This is a genomic window from Pseudomonas sp. CFSAN084952, from assembly GCF_009648855.1.
Classification (GTDB): Bacteria; Pseudomonadota; Gammaproteobacteria; order Pseudomonadales; family Pseudomonadaceae; genus Aquipseudomonas; species Aquipseudomonas paracarnis.
Map to the genome: position 1 here is coordinate 4,676,409 of NZ_CP045767.1, position 14,898 is coordinate 4,691,306.

General features: G+C 61.4%; 15 protein-coding genes. 9 read left to right on the forward strand and 6 right to left on the reverse strand.

The genetic code is table 11. The annotated features are described in order from the left end of the window. Window positions 1-159: 159 nt before the first annotated feature. Genes GH769_RS21235 through lnt form a run of 4 tightly spaced genes read left to right on the forward strand, consistent with a single transcriptional unit; the run spans window position 160 to window position 4,029 of the window. Window positions 160-1,164, forward strand: a complete 1,005-nt coding sequence (locus GH769_RS21235; protein ID WP_014720072.1) for a PhoH family protein — start codon at window positions 160-162, stop codon at window positions 1,162-1,164. Then, on the forward strand, window positions 1,157-1,615 hold the full coding sequence (gene ybeY, locus GH769_RS21240) for an rRNA maturation RNase YbeY (RefSeq protein ID WP_014720073.1): 459 nt from the start codon (window positions 1,157-1,159) through the stop codon (window positions 1,613-1,615). Before GH769_RS21235 ends, ybeY begins: the two co-directional genes overlap by 8 nt. 42 nt (window positions 1,616-1,657) lie before the next feature. Continuing rightward, entirely contained in the window at window positions 1,658-2,497 is an 840-nt protein-coding gene (locus GH769_RS21245) for an HlyC/CorC family transporter (protein ID WP_003194444.1), read from the forward strand. A gap of 8 nt (window positions 2,498-2,505) precedes the next feature. Then, on the forward strand, window positions 2,506-4,029 hold the full coding sequence (gene lnt / locus GH769_RS21250) for an apolipoprotein N-acyltransferase (RefSeq protein WP_014720074.1): 1,524 nt from the start codon (window positions 2,506-2,508) through the stop codon (window positions 4,027-4,029). Window positions 4,030-4,141: 112 nt separating this feature from the next. On the opposite strand, the gene GH769_RS21255 is transcribed toward lnt, so the two are convergent. Together GH769_RS21255 and GH769_RS21260 are read right to left on the reverse strand one after the other, a co-directional pair. Then, window positions 4,142-4,903, reverse strand: coding sequence for a YdcF family protein (locus tag GH769_RS21255; RefSeq protein ID WP_020301950.1), 762 nt, complete (start codon window positions 4,901-4,903; stop codon window positions 4,142-4,144). 97 nt (window positions 4,904-5,000) lie between these two features. After that, on the reverse strand, window positions 5,001-5,306 hold the full coding sequence (locus tag GH769_RS21260; protein ID WP_020301951.1) for a hypothetical protein: 306 nt from the start codon (window positions 5,304-5,306) through the stop codon (window positions 5,001-5,003). Between the two features lie 261 nt (window positions 5,307-5,567). Here GH769_RS21260 and leuS point away from each other — a divergent pair, with 261 nt between their 5' ends. The 5 genes from leuS (at window position 5,568) to GH769_RS21285 (ending at window position 11,731) form a co-directional block, all read left to right on the forward strand. Further along, complete coding sequence (gene leuS / locus GH769_RS21265) at window positions 5,568-8,174, forward strand: leucine--tRNA ligase (RefSeq protein ID WP_032904148.1); 2,607 nt, start codon at window positions 5,568-5,570, stop codon at window positions 8,172-8,174. A gap of 88 nt (window positions 8,175-8,262) precedes the next feature. Next, entirely contained in the window at window positions 8,263-8,868 is a 606-nt protein-coding gene (gene lptE / locus GH769_RS21270) for an LPS assembly lipoprotein LptE (protein ID WP_014720078.1), read from the forward strand. Between the two features lie 39 nt (window positions 8,869-8,907). Continuing rightward, window positions 8,908-9,945 (forward strand): DNA polymerase III subunit delta, encoded by a 1,038-nt coding sequence (gene holA, locus GH769_RS21275; protein ID WP_003194456.1) that lies wholly within the window; start codon window positions 8,908-8,910, stop codon window positions 9,943-9,945. 234 nt (window positions 9,946-10,179) lie between these two features. Then, the gene (gene arfA, locus GH769_RS21280; RefSeq protein ID WP_003176285.1) at window positions 10,180-10,344 is read left to right on the forward strand and encodes an alternative ribosome rescue factor ArfA; all 165 of its coding nucleotides are present in this window, start codon (window positions 10,180-10,182) and stop codon (window positions 10,342-10,344) included. 61 nt (window positions 10,345-10,405) lie between these two features. Beyond that, the gene (locus tag GH769_RS21285; protein WP_003194458.1) at window positions 10,406-11,731 is read left to right on the forward strand and encodes a lytic murein transglycosylase; all 1,326 of its coding nucleotides are present in this window, start codon (window positions 10,406-10,408) and stop codon (window positions 11,729-11,731) included. A 115-nt stretch (window positions 11,732-11,846) separates the two neighbouring features. On the opposite strand, the gene GH769_RS21290 is transcribed toward GH769_RS21285, so the two are convergent. The 4 genes from GH769_RS21290 to GH769_RS21305 form a co-directional block, all read right to left on the reverse strand. Then, complete coding sequence (locus tag GH769_RS21290; RefSeq protein WP_032904147.1) at window positions 11,847-12,767, reverse strand: LD-carboxypeptidase; 921 nt, start codon at window positions 12,765-12,767, stop codon at window positions 11,847-11,849. A 153-nt stretch (window positions 12,768-12,920) separates the two neighbouring features. Beyond that, window positions 12,921-13,922, reverse strand: coding sequence for a lipoyl synthase (gene lipA, locus GH769_RS21295; RefSeq protein WP_161793230.1), 1,002 nt, complete (start codon window positions 13,920-13,922; stop codon window positions 12,921-12,923). A gap of 25 nt (window positions 13,923-13,947) precedes the next feature. Then, complete coding sequence (lipB, locus tag GH769_RS21300) at window positions 13,948-14,595, reverse strand: lipoyl(octanoyl) transferase LipB (RefSeq protein ID WP_020301954.1); 648 nt, start codon at window positions 14,593-14,595, stop codon at window positions 13,948-13,950. Beyond that, window positions 14,595-14,870, reverse strand: a complete 276-nt coding sequence (locus GH769_RS21305; protein ID WP_003194466.1) for a DUF493 domain-containing protein — start codon at window positions 14,868-14,870, stop codon at window positions 14,595-14,597. The genes lipB and GH769_RS21305 overlap by 1 nt, the downstream gene beginning before the upstream one ends. Window positions 14,871-14,898: the final 28 nt, after the last annotated feature.

The following is a 14,898-nucleotide window of genomic DNA, read 5'->3' on the forward strand; positions in this document are numbered from 1 at the left end:
GTGCCAACTGACCCACCGCTATCGCAGGCAAGCCAGCTCCCACAGGGGTTCTTCAGGGTTATCGAGAGTGGGGCCAAGCTATTTAAGTGCTTTCGCACACCGGCGCCTGGCGTTATTCTCTCTCTCACCTCATCAGCCAAAGGGCGGCTAAAAGCAACCTTGAACGCACCCATAGCAGAACCCCATCGCTTTATCCTCGAGCCGTTTGAGGCTCGCCGTTTCGCCAACCTGTGCGGACAGTTCGACGAGCACCTGCGCCTGATCGAACAACGCCTGAGCATCGAGATCCGCAACCGCGGCAATCAGTTCGAGCTCATTGGTGAACCTCAACACACCACGTCTGCAGAAAACCTGTTGCGCCGCCTCTACCGCGAAACCAAGGGTAGCGAGCTGTCGCCGGAGACCGTGCACCTGTACCTGCAGGAATCGGCTGTGGAAGACCTGGCCAATAACCCGGTGGCCGAAGCCAGCGTGGCCTTGCGTACCAAAAAAGGCATGATTCGCCCCCGCGGCTTGAATCAGCAGAAGTACGTCAAGGAAATCCTCGGCAACGACATCAACTTCGGCATCGGCCCGGCCGGTACCGGCAAGACCTACCTGGCGGTGGCCTGCGCTGTCGATGCCCTGGAGCGCGAGCAAGTGCGGCGCATCCTGCTGGTGCGCCCAGCGGTCGAGGCCGGCGAAAAGCTCGGTTTCCTGCCCGGCGACCTGGCCCAGAAGATCGACCCGTACCTGCGCCCGCTCTACGACGCGCTGTACGAGATGCTCGGCTTTGAATACGTGGCCAAGCTGATCGAGCGCCAGGTGATCGAGATCGCACCACTGGCCTACATGCGTGGCCGCACTTTGAACAACAGCTTCATCATCCTCGACGAAAGCCAGAACACCACCGTTGAGCAGATGAAGATGTTCCTCACCCGTATCGGTTTCGGCTCCACTGCCGTGATCACGGGCGACATCACCCAGGTCGACCTGCCCAAGGGCACCAAGTCGGGCCTGGGCCAGGTGATCGAGGTGCTCAAGGACGTGCCGGGTATCAGCTTCACGCATTTCATGCCCAAGGACGTGGTACGCCACCCGCTGGTGCAGCGCATTGTCGAGGCCTATGAGCGTTTCGAACACCGCGACGACGCGCCCGCCAAGGACGCTCGCCACGATGGTTGAGCTAGACCTGCAGCTGGCCACCGACGCGCCCGCCCCCAGCGAAGCCCAGTTCCGCCAATGGTGTGAACTGGCCTTGCGCCAGCGCACCGCCGACTCGGAACTGACCATTCGTCTGGTGGACGAGGCCGAAGGCCGTGAGCTGAACCACACCTGGCGCCAGAAAGACTACGCGACCAACGTGCTGTCCTTCCCCGCCGACGTGCCCGACGAATTGCTGGATATTCCGCTGCTGGGCGACCTGGTGATCTGCGTCGCGGTGGTCGAGCGCGAAGCGGCCGAACAAGGCAAGGAACTTGAGGCCCATTGGGCCCATCTAGTCATCCACGGCTGCTTGCATCTCTTGGGTTACGACCACATAGACGATGACGAAGCCGAGGAAATGGAAGCGCTGGAACGAACGTTGCTTGCAGAGCTGGGTCACCGCGACCCGTACGCAGACGACGAAAACTGATCAACACTCAACTGTCATATCAAAGGATTTAGAGTAATCGCTATGAGCGAAGACCGATCGAGCAACGGGCAGAAGTCATGGCTGGGTAAACTGACCCAGGCTTTTGCCCACGAGCCGAAGAACCGCCAGGAGCTCTTGGAGCTGCTGCGCGATGCCCACCAGAACAAATTGCTGGACAGCGAAGCGCTGGCCATCGTCGAGGGCGCCATCCAGGTGGCTGACCTGCAAGTACGCGACATCATGGTCCCGCGCTCGCAGATGATCAGCATCAAGGCGACCCAGACCCCACGGGAATTCCTCCCGGCCGTGATCGACTCGGCGCATTCGCGCTACCCGGTGATCGGTGAAAGCCATGACGACGTCATGGGCGTCCTGCTGGCCAAGGACTTGCTGCCGTTGATCCTCAAGGAGAACGGCGACAGCTTCAACATCAAGGACCTGCTGCGCCCGGCCACCTTCGTGCCCGAGTCCAAGCGCCTGAATGTGCTGCTGCGCGAGTTCCGCGCCAACCACAATCACATGGCCATTGTGATTGACGAATACGGCGGCGTGGCCGGCCTGGTCACCATCGAAGACGTGCTGGAGCAGATCGTCGGCGACATCGAAGACGAGCACGACGTCGAAGAAGACAGCTACATCAAGCCGCTGCCCAGCGGTGATTTCCTGATCAAGGCGCTGACGCCGATCGAGAACTTCAACGAGTTTTTCGACAGCGAGTTCTCGGACGATGAGTTCGACACCGTCGGCGGCCTGGTGATGAGTGCGTTCGGGCATTTGCCCAAGCGTAATGAAACCACCGAGATCGGTGCGTATCGCTTCCGCATCCTCAATGCCGATAGCCGTCGTATCCATCTGATCCGTTTGACACCTATCGCCCGCTAAGGACTGACATGCGCCGTATGATCGCACCCGGCTGGCCCGGTAACTTGCTGGCCGTGGTGGCCGGCGCCATCACAACCCTGGCGCTGGCGCCGTTCGATATCTGGCCGTTGGCGCTGGTAGCGGTCGGCCTGTTCTATATCGGCCTGCGGGAGCTGACACCCCGCCAAGCCCTGGCCCGTGGCTGGTGTTTCGGCTTCGGCCTGTTTGGCGCCGGCACCAGTTGGATCTACTACAGCATCCACCACTTCGGCGGCGCTTCGGTGCTGCTGGCGGGGTTCCTGATGCTGCTGTTCACCGCCGCCATCGCCTGGTTCTTTGCCCTGCCCGCCTGGTTATGGGCACGCTGGTTGCGCCGTAACGAAGCACCACTGGCGGATGCATTGACGTTCGCCGCGTTGTGGGTCGGCCAGGAAGCCTTTCGTGGCTGGTTCCTTACCGGTTTCCCGTGGTTGTACTCCGGTTACAGTCAACTCGATGGGCCTTTGACCGGCCTCGCGCCATTGGGTGGGATGTGGCTGATTTCCTTCGCCCTCGCACTCACCGCCGCATTGCTGTGCAACCTGCCGCGTCTGCTGGCCAGCAAGCGCAATGCCTTCATCGGCGCGGGCCTGTTATTGCTGGTTGCACCTTGGGCCATTGGCCTGGCGCTCAAGCATCACGCCTGGACGTCGCCGTCTGGCGCGCCGCTGAGCGTGGCCGCGATTCAGGGCAACGTCGAGCAAAGCATGAAGTGGGACCCCGACCAGCTCAATGCACAGTTGGCGCTGTACCGCGACATGAGCCTGAGCTCCAAGCGCGTCGACCTGCTGGTCTGGCCGGAAACCGCCGTGCCGGTGCTCAAGGAGTCCGTCGAGGGCTACCTGGGCATGATGGGCAAGTTTGCCGCCGACCGGGACAGTGCGTTGATCACCGGGGTACCGATTCGCCAGGAAGTGCACCACCAGAAGCGCTATTTCAACGGCATCACCGTGGTGGGTGAAGGTGACGGCACCTACCTCAAGCAGAAACTGGTGCCGTTTGGCGAGTACGTGCCGTTGCAGGACATGTTGCGCGGGCTGATCGCCTTTTTCGACCTGCCCATGTCCGACTTCGCCCGCGGCCCTTCTGACCAGGCCATGCTACAGGCCAAGGGTTATCAGATTGCGCCGTTCATTTGCTATGAAGTGGTGTACCCCGAATTCGCCGCCGGCTTGTCGGCCCAGAGCGACCTGCTGCTGACCATCAGCAACGACACCTGGTTTGGCCGCTCCATCGGCCCGCTGCAGCACCTGCAAATGGCGCAGATGCGTGCCCTGGAAGCTGGCCGCTGGATGATCCGCGCCACCAACAACGGCGTGACCGGGCTGATCAATCCGTTTGGGCAGATCACCGCGCAGATCCCGCAGTTCGAACGTGGCATTCTCTATGGAGAGGTGGTGCCGATGCATAACCTCACGCCGTACCTGCAATGGCGTTCGTGGCCGTTGATCATTGTGTGCCTGGCATTGTTTGGCTGGGCTCTGCTGGCTGCACGAATGTCCAAAACGCTCTGACCTGTGGGAGCTGGCTTGCCTGCGATGGCGGTGGATCAGTGCCCTGAGTGCTCACTGACCCACCGCCATCGCAGGCAAGCCAGCTCCCACATTTTGATCTCCTGTGTTGCGCCTACCGGTAAAACAACCGATACCCCACCTGCCCCACCGCTTCATTGATCAACTGCCCGCTTTGCCACACCGCCTTGACCTCCGGCATCCAGCCACCCAGCGGTCGGCCATGGTCCACACCCAAAAAGCCCACCGGCCCCGGCACCACGGTGAAGCCGGCCTTTTCAAAACTCCACACCGAACGCGGCATGTGCCAGGCCTGGGTCACCACTACCACACGCTTGATGCCTTGAGGCAAGAGTATCTCGGCGCTCATCTGGGCGTTTTCCCAGGTAGTGCGGCTTCGCTCTTCTTTCCAGCGTACGGTGACACCGAAGTCATCCTGCATCGACACGGCCATCAGCTCGGCCTCACTGGGCGGCGTGCCGTAGTGCAAGCCACCGCTGGTCAGCACTGGCAAACCGGATGCCTTGGCCAGCCGCGCGGCAAAACGCTCACGTTCCAGGCCAATACCGGTGGGTTGGTCGCTGCCCCACGCAATATCTCCACGCTCGCGCCCCGAGCCCAGCACCACAATCGCGTCGGCACGCTGGGCCAAGGTGGCCCAGTCTTCCCGGGCCAAAGGTGGTTCTGTCTCCAGGACACGGGCGCCCCACTGCACCATCACTGGCAGGCTGATCAACCACATCCCGCCCAGCCCGAGGGCAAAGCACAAGCCCGCCAGGCGTGGACGGCTGCGGCGAAACCACCAGGCACACGCCAGCAACAGCAGAAAAATACCGGGAGGCAACAACAGTTGTTTAATGAAATAACGAAAAGGCATCGGGCATCTCCAAAGATGCCCGCAGCCTAGATGCATCGGGGTTTTGCAACAATCCTTACCGACAACATTTTGATAACGCTAACGGATAACGCGTGGCTCACTTGCACCGCACGGACCGGAAGTTCTCTGGCCCGCGGCCGGTCGCCAGGTCTTTGAGCCAGATGACCTTGGCCGAATGAGCGGGCGGGGAAGCCTGCCCATGGGAGGCGCGGTCGTGATTCAACGCCAGATAGTTCTTGATCAATTCAAGCTCCGCCTGGCTCAAGCCTCGCAACTCCAGCTCCAGAGGCCGCTCATCACGCAATCGGCCTGCGGTTCTTGCGGCATCCAATGCCCGACCCAAACGGTCGATCAATCCTTCATACAACTGCGGTTTCGTTAAAGTTCGCTGCGATTCAACCATCCCCTCACCTCATTGAAGAAATACTTGCTCCCCACTAAACAGCGTAGCCCCCGTGGCTGCGCCTGCCCGGTGCCGCGACAGACGGCCCTTGCCGCGCAATCAGGGTTTCCCTCGATAGAGTGGGGTCATGTATGCTACGGCGCTTCCTGTAACTCCACTTCCCGCAGGGTTTGGGCACGGACGCGCCGCTTCTTGGTGTCGAACAACCCGGACAGTGCACCGAAGAGGATTAGGCCACCCCTATCCAGTTCAAAAGTAGCCATGCACGAACAATATCAGCCCCGTGAAATAGAAAATGCCGCCCAAACCTTCTGGGACGAGCAAAAGTCCTTTGAAGTCAGTGAACAGCCAGGCAAGGAGACTTACTACTGCCTATCGATGTTCCCTTACCCCAGCGGCAAGCTACACATGGGGCACGTGCGCAACTACACCATCGGCGACGTGATTTCGCGCTACCAGCGCATGCTCGGCAAGAACGTGTTGCAACCTATGGGTTGGGACGCCTTCGGCATGCCGGCAGAAAACGCCGCGATGAAAAACAACGTGGCGCCCGCCAAGTGGACCTACGAAAACATCGCCTACATGAAGACCCAGCTGCGCAGCCTGGGCCTGGCGGTGGACTGGTCCCGCGAGGTCACCACCTGCAAGCCGGATTACTACCGTTGGGAACAATGGCTGTTCACTCGCCTGTTCGAAAAAGGTGTGATCTACAAAAAAAGCGGCACCGTGAACTGGGACCCGATCGACCAGACCGTACTGGCCAACGAACAGGTTATCGACGGTCGCGGCTGGCGTTCCGGCGCGCTGATCGAAAAGCGCGAAATCCCGATGTACTACTTCAAGATCACCGCCTACGCGGATGAACTGTTGTCGAGCCTCGACGATCTGCCGGGCTGGCCTGAACAGGTCAAGACCATGCAGCGCAACTGGATCGGCAAATCCAAGGGCATGGAAGTGCAGTTCCCATACAACGTCGACTCCATCGGCGAAGCGGGCGCACTCAAGGTCTTCACCACCCGCCCAGACACCCTGATGGGCGCGACCTACGTCGCCGTGGCCGCCGAACACCCGCTGGCCACCCAGGCCGCACAGAACAACCCTGAGCTGCAGGCGTTCATCGCTGAATGCAAAGGCGGCAGCGTGGCCGAAGCCGACGTCGCCACCCAGGAGAAAAAAGGCCTGCCAACCGGCCTGTTCGTCGAGCACCCGCTGACCGGCGAGAAACTGCCGGTTTGGGTCGCCAACTACGTATTGATGCACTACGGCGATGGCGCCGTCATGGCCGTGCCGGCCCACGACGAGCGCGATTTCGAATTCGCTACCAAGTACAGCCTGCCGATCAAGTCGGTCGTGCGCACCAGCTCGGGCGACACCAACCCCGCTCCGTGGCAAGACGCCTACGGCGAGCACGGCACGCTGATCAACTCCGGCGAATTCGACGGCCTGGACTTCCAGGGCGCCTTCGATGCCATGGAAGTGGCCCTGATCCAGAAAAACCTCGGTGCCTCGCGCACCCAGTTCCGCCTGCGCGACTGGGGCATCAGCCGCCAGCGCTACTGGGGCTGCCCGATCCCGATCATCCACTGCCAAACCTGCGGTGACGTGCCGGTACCGGAAGACCAACTGCCGGTCGTGTTGCCAGAAGACGTGGTGCCGGATGGCGCTGGCTCGCCGTTGGCACGCATGCCTGAGTTCTACGAGTGCAGCTGCCCTAAGTGCGGCGCACCGGCCAAGCGTGAAACCGACACCATGGACACCTTCGTGGAGTCCTCGTGGTACTACGCTCGTTATGCCTCGCCGCATTATGAAGGTGGCCTGGTGGAGAAATCCGCAGCCGACCATTGGTTGCCGGTGGATCAGTACATCGGTGGCATCGAACACGCCATCCTCCACCTGCTGTATGCGCGCTTCTTCCATAAGCTGATGCGTGACGAAGGCCTGGTGAGCTCCGATGAGCCGTTCAAGAACCTGCTGACCCAGGGCATGGTGATCGCCGACACTTACTATCGTCGCGAAGCCAATGGCGCCTACACCTGGTTCAACCCGGCGGATGTCGAGCTTGAGCGTGACAGCAAGGCCAAGGTCATCAGCGCCAAATTGAAGGCCGACGGCCTGCCGGTGGAAATCGGTGGCACCGAGAAGATGGCCAAGTCCAAGAACAACGGCGTCGACCCACAGTCGATGATCGATCAGTTCGGCGCCGACACCTGCCGCCTGTTCATGATGTTTGCCTCGCCGCCTGACATGAGCGCCGAATGGTCCGACTCTGGCGTTGAAGGTTCGCACCGTTTCCTCAAGCGCGTCTGGCGCCTGGCCCACGCCCATGTCAGCCAGGGCCTGCCGGGCAAGCTGGACATCGGCGCCTTGAACGACGAGCAGAAAGCCGTGCGCCGCAGCATCCACCTGGCTATCCGCCAGGCCAGCCAGGACGTCGGGCAGAACCACAAGTTCAACACCGCCATCGCCCAGGTGATGACGCTGATGAACGTGCTGGAAAAAGCCTCGCAGGCGACCGAACAAGATCGTGCGCTGATCCAGGAAGGCCTGGAAACAGTTACCCTGTTGCTCGCGCCGATCACGCCGCATATCAGCCATGAACTGTGGAGCCGTCTGGGCCACAGCGGTGCCGTCATCGATGCCGCCTGGCCGGTGCAGGATGACAGCGCCCTGGTACAGGACACGCTGCAACTGGTCATCCAGGTTAACGGTAAACTGCGTGGCCAGATCGACATGCCGGCCAGCGCCAGCCGTGAAGAGGTTGAAGCAGCTGCACGTATCAATGAGAACGTGCTGCGCTTTACCGAAGGCCTGACCATCCGCAAGGTGATCGTGGTGCCTGGCAAACTGGTCAATATCGTCGCCAGCTAAATCGGATCAGGCGCGGGGCTTGGGCCCCACGCCGAACTAAACCTTTAGGGCCCGAGAAGGCCCACCTGGTTTCAAGGGGAGCAACAAAATGATCAAACGCAATCTGCTGGTTATGGGCCTTGCCGTGCTGTTGAGCGCTTGCGGCTTCCAGCTGCGCGGTACCGGCACCAATGAGCTGTCGCTCAAGGAACTCGACGTCAGCGCCCGCAACGCCTACGGCGAAACCGTCACCCAGCTGCGCCAGACCCTGGAAAACAGCGGTGTGCACGTGTACAACGGCGCGACCTACAAACTGATCCTGACGGATGAGCGAGAAACCCAGCGCAATATCAGCTACGCGAGTGCTGGCCGTGCGTCCGACGTCGAGTTGAACACTGCGCTGATGTTCGAAATACAAGGCCGTGATCAGTTGCCGTTGATGGGTGACAAGATCCAGGTGCAGAAAGTGGTGAGCCACGATGGCAACAACCTGGTGGGTTCGGACTCCGAGACCATCCAGGTGCGCAAGGAAATGCGTCGTGAGCTGATCCAGCGCATGATGACTCGCCTGCAAATGCTCACTCCGGAAAAACTGGCTGAGCTGCAGCAAGTGGCCGACAACAAGGCCAAGGCTGACGCCGACGCCCTGAAAGCCGCGCAGGAATATGAAGACAACACGCCGAAACAGTCGCCTGTTGAAGTCCCTGTCGAGTAAGCCAAACGGGGCGCCCCTGGCGCCCCGTTCGCCCTGCCTATGAAACTTGCCCCCGCCCAACTCGCCAAACACCTGCAAGGTGGCCTTGCGCCTGTGTACATCGTCAGCGGCGACGACCCGCTATTGTGCCAGGAAGCGGCCGACGCTATCCGCACCGCCGCACGCCAGCAAGGTTTCGATGAACGCCAGGTATTCAGTGCTGACGCCAGTTTCGACTGGGGCACGCTGCTGCAAGCTGGCGCGAGCATGTCGTTGTTTGCCGAAAAACGCCTGCTGGAACTGCGCCTGCCCTCGGGCAAGCCGGGCGATAAAGGCGCGGCGGCCCTGATGGAATACTGCTCGCGCCCCGCCGAAGACACCGTGCTGCTGGTCAGCCTGCCCAAGCTTGACGGCAGCGCGCAGAAAACCAAGTGGGGCAAGGCCCTGGTTGAAGGTCCACAGACTCAGTTCATCCAGATCTGGCCGGTGGACAGCAACCAGTTGCCGCAGTGGATTCGTCAGCGCCTGTCGCAATCAGGGCTGGCGGCGACACAGGATGCCGTGGAACTGATCGCCGCTCGGGTCGAGGGCAACCTGCTTGCCGCCGCCCAGGAGATCGAAAAGCTCAAGTTGATGGCTGAAGACGGGCAGATCACCGTCGAAACCGTGCAAGGCGCAGTGGCCGATAGCGCACGCTTTGATGTGTTCGGCCTGGTGGACGCCATCCTCAACGGCGAGCCCGCCCACGCCCTGCGCATGCTCGAAGGCCTGCGTGGCGAAGGAGTGGAACCGCCGGTGATTCTGTGGGCACTGGCCCGTGAGCTGCGGGTGCTGGCGAACATTGCCCTGCAATACAGCCAAGGCACACCGCTGGACAAATGCTTCAGCCAGGCCAGGCCGCCGGTGTGGGACAAACGCAAACCCCTGATGAGCAAAGCCCTGCAACGGCACTCGGCGCAACGCTGGGCGCAACTGTTACTGGAAGCGCAGCGCATCGACGCACAGATCAAAGGCCAGGCGGCCGGCTCGCCGTGGATGAGCCTGAGCCGCTTGTCGCTGTTGATGGCTGGCCAGCGCCTGGCGTTGCCTGCCGAATAAACCCTTCTGTACAACAGCACAAAACCCTGTGGGAGCTGGCTTGCCTGCGATGGCGGTGTATCAGTGCCCTTTGTGCCAACTGACCCACCGCCATCGCAGGCAAGCCAGCTCCCACATTGACTCTGCCCACTGCTTATTTGCAACATTTCCCACCTATCGACGGGCTTTACAGCCGGCCCACTTCGGCAGATGATTTGCACCGCTGCATTCCACCCTCAAGCGAGAGAATCCACCATGAGCAAAAAGCCATCCAAGCATGGCCCCAACAAGGCCAAATCCATCATCGCCCAGCCCTTGTTCCGCAGCCGCCAGGAACGCGCCGGCAAAGGCAAAGGCAGCTACCGCCGCGAAGCCTTCCAGTCTAACAGCTGGGAGGCTTCTTACTTTCTGGCTGCCTGAAGGCAAGCGCCCCTCTGGCATGATAAGGTCTGTACCTGATTTGTAACCCCTGGACCTGTGCATGCCCTCTCGTCTTTCTCGTCATTGGCACCTGCGCCAATTGATCGCTGCCTCCAGCCTCATTCTGCTTGTCGCCTGCGCCGAAAAACCTACCGCTGCGGACGCTCAACCCCTGCCCAAGCTCCAGACGGCCCCGGCTATCGCGCCTGCCGTGGTGGCCCCGTTGGCGGTGGACAATCTCGATATCCAGCCGACCCAGACCTTTGCCGAATGGCAAGCTGGCTTCCGTGCGCAAGCGCTGCAGGCCGGGATCACTGCGGCCGTGTTCGATAACGCTTTTGCCGGCGTCACCCCTGATATGGCGGTGATTCGCGCCGACCGCAGCCAACCGGAATTTTCCCGCCCAGTGTGGGAATACCTCGACGGAGCACTGTCGCCGGTGCGCGTGCGCAATGGCCAGGCACTGCTGGTCAAGTACGCCGATATTCTGCAAAGCATCGAGCAACGCTATGGCGTCGACCGCCAGGCGCTGGTCTCGGTGTGGGGCATGGAGAGCAACTTCGGCGCTTTCCAGGGCAATAACTCGGTGATCCGCTCCTTGGCCACCCTCGCCTATGAAGGACGTCGTCCGGCCTTTGCGCAAGCGCAGTTGCTGGCCGCGCTGCAGATCATCCAGCATGGCGATATTCAGGCCGACCAGATGAAAGGTTCCTGGGCCGGGGCGATGGGCCAGACCCAGTTCATCCCGACCACCTACAACACCCATGCCGTGGACTTCGACGGTGACGGTCGCCGCGATATCTGGAACAGCCCGTCCGACGCCCTCGCCTCCACCGCGCATTACCTGCAAAGCTCCGGTTGGCAGAAAGGCCAGCCGTGGGGCGTTGAAGTACAGCCGCTGCCGTCGGGCTTCGACTACAGCCTGGCCGATGGCGGCGTGCGCAAGACCGTGGCGCAATGGCTGCAACTGGGCATCCAACTGCCGCCTGGCGTGAGCCTGCCGGCCAATGTCGACCAGCTGTCCGCCGCCCTGCTGCTGCCGGCCGGCTACCGTGGCCCGGCGTTCCTGGTGCTGGATAACTTCCGCGCGATCCTCAAGTACAACAATTCGTCGTCCTATGCACTGGCGGTTGGCTTGCTGTCGGAGCGGTTTGGCGGTGGCGGTGTGATTCGGGGCAGTTGGCCAAAGGATGAGCTGCCACTGAGCCGTTCGCAACGCATAGACCTGCAGACGGCGCTCAGCGCCAAAGGCTATGACGCGGGTAATGCCGACGGGATTATTGGCGCCAACACGCGCAAGGCGATTCGGGCTGCACAGCAGGCGTTGGGCTGGCCGGCGGATGGGTATCCGACGGTGAAGTTGCTGGAGTCGCTGCAGAACCGCTGAAGTGATCGCTCCCACGCTCTGCGTGGGAGCGCTGCCTTGGACGCTCCGCGTCCGCGGCTGAAGAGGGTGACGCAGAGCGTCACTGAAGGAATTCCCACGCAGAGCGTGGGAACGATCAGGCCTTGAACACTACATCCTGCTCCAACACCACACGCTGCTCCCCCGCATCCAGGCGCACCAAGGCGCCCATCGGCAATGTCAGGTTCGGGTCGCAATGCCCACTGCGCCAGCCTGCCAGCACTGGAATGCACAGCGGCTCAAAGGACTGCTTCAGCAGACGTGCCAACGCCCCGCTATCCACACCAGCCACATCCCCTACCAGCACACCGGCGACCTGGGCCAGCTTGCCAGCCAGGCGCAGGTGGGTCAGCAGACGGTCAATGCGATAGAGCGGTTCGTTGACGTCTTCGATAAACAGGATGATGCCGTCAGCGTCTATTTCGTAAGGCGTGCCCATGACCGCGGCGATCATCGACAAGTTACCCCCCAGCAAGCGCCCACAGGCCACACCTGGCTCGATTGTGGTCAACGGGTAGGCCATCGGGTGCGGCAGCACACTGCCGGCGCCCCGCTGGCCACGCAGCAGGCTGAACAAGGAGGATTCGGTGGGTGGCTGTTTGCCGCCGAGCAGGTCGGCGTTGAGCATCGGGCCATGGAACGTCACAAAGCCCGCATAGCGGTTGATGGCCAGATGCAAGGCGGTGATATCGCTGTAGCCCACGAACGGCTTCGGGTTGGCGCGCAGCAGGTCGAAGTCTAGGGCGTCGAGCAAACGGGGCGTGCCGTAACCGCCACGCAGGCAAAGGATGGCATCGATATCGGGGTTGGCGAAGGCGGCATGCAAATCACGCACGCGCACTTCATCGCTACCGGCCAGGTAGCCGTCGTGCTCGTACACCCCGGGGAAAATGTGCAATTGGTAGCCACGGGCACGCATCCATTGCCCGGCTTTTTCAACATCCAGCGCGGCGGGGCCGGCGGGGGCGATCAGGCCGAAGGTGCCTTCGGGGCGCAGTGCAGGTACGGCGGCGGTCATCCATGGTTCTCCCTATATGACGCAGAACGAAATGTGGGAGCTGGCTTGCCTGCGATGCAAGCGCCTCGGTGTATCAGTGACACCGAGGTGATGCTATCGCAGGCAAGCCAGCTCCCACACAAGCCAGCATTTCACATTGATTCTGGGGGCGGCTTACGAAACCAGGCTCGCCTTGACCAGCTTGGCCTGCTCGTCGGCGTGGTACGAAGACCGCACCAACGGGCCCGAGGCCACGTTCTTGAAGCCCATCTTGTAGCCTTCCTCGGCGAACCAGGCGAAGGTGTCCGGGTGCACGAAGCGCTGCACCGGCAAGTGGCTGCGGGACGGTTGCAGGTACTGGCCCAGGGTCAGCATGTCGATGTCGTGTTCGCGCATGCGCTTCATGACTTCGATGACTTCTTCGTCGGTTTCACCCAGGCCCAGCATCAAGCCGGACTTGGTCGGGATGTGCGGCATCATCTGCTTGAATTTCTGCAGCAGGGTCAGTGACCACTGGTAGTCCGAACCCGGGCGCGCCGCCTTGTACAGGCGCGGCACGGTTTCCAGGTTGTGGTTGAACACATCCGGCGGCTCCGCAGCGGTGATGTCCAGGGCGACGTCCATACGGCCACGGTAGTCCGGCACCAGGGTTTCGAGCATCACGTTCGGCGACAGCTTGCGGATCTCGCGGATGCAGTCGGCAAAATGCTGGGCACCACCGTCACGTAGGTCGTCGCGGTCTACCGAGGTGATCACCACATACTTGAGCTTCAGGTCGGCGATGGCGATGGCCAGGCTTTCTGGCTCGTTGACGTCCAACGGCTTCGGACGGCCGTGGCCGACGTCGCAGAACGGGCAACGACGGGTGCAGATGTCACCCATGATCATGAACGTGGCGGTGCCGCCAGAGAAGCACTCGCCCAGGTTCGGGCAGGAGGCTTCTTCGCATACGCTATGCAACTTGTGTTTGCGCAGCAGCGACTTGATACGGTCCACTTCCGGCGAAACCGGGATGCGCACGCGAATCCAGTCAGGTTTCTTCGGCAGTTCGGTGGTCGGGATGATCTTGACCGGGATGCGTGCAACCTTCTCGGCGCCGCGCAGCTTGACGCCGGCTTCCACCTTGGCACGCGGGGCCGGGGCTGGACGCTCAGTGATGTCCAGCGTCGGGATCATGGTTTGCACAACATCAGTAGTCATATCAATCGATTCCGCCCGTCAGGGTCGTCTGCTCTGCATAGTCGAGGTGTTTGACGAGCTGCGCGCGCAGCCGGGCACTTACCTCGGCAAATTCTATGGATGTTGCATGCTCACTCAACTGGGTCATCGCAAGCCCGGCGTAACCGCACGGGTTGATGCGCCGGAACGGCGCCAGGTCCATGTCCACATTCAAGGCCAGGCCATGAAAGGAACAACCGTGGCGAATGCGCAGCCCCAGGGAGGCGATTTTCGCGCCATCCACGTACACACCCGGTGCATCGGGCTTGGCCACGGCGGTCACGCCGTAACTGGCCAATAGCTCGATCAGGCACGTTTCCATGCGGCTGACCAGGTCGCGCACGCCAAACCCCAGCTTGCGCACGTCCAGTAGCAGGTAAGCCACCAGTTGACCGGGCCCATGGTAAGTCACTTGCCCCCCTCGGTCGACCTGCACCACCGGAATATCACCCGGAAGCAGCAAGTGCTCGGCCTTGCCGGCCTGACCCTGGGTGAAGACCGGCGGGTGTTCCACCAGCCAGATTTCATCCGGGGCCGAGGTGCCGCGCTCATTGGTAAAGCGCTGCATGGCATGCCAGACCGGCTCGTAGGCCATCTGGCCGAGCTCGCGAAAGCCCAGAACGTGCGACATCACAGCACCATGTGCACGAAGCCGGTGGCCCGCAGTTCGCTGTTGATGTCGTAGAGCTGGTCTTGACCAGTCGCAACGATGTGCAACTGGATAGTCGTGTACTTACCGGTGGTGCTGGAGCGCTCATCCACCCGGTTATCGTTGATCGTCGCATGTTTACGCACGATCTCAAGAATCGTGTCCTTGCGGCCCACACCGGTGTCGCTGATTACCTTGATAGGATAATCCGTCACAGGGAATTCAATTTTTGGCGCTTTTACTTCTTTATCGGTCATGGCAGAACAGCCTCGTAAGCGCTAAGCC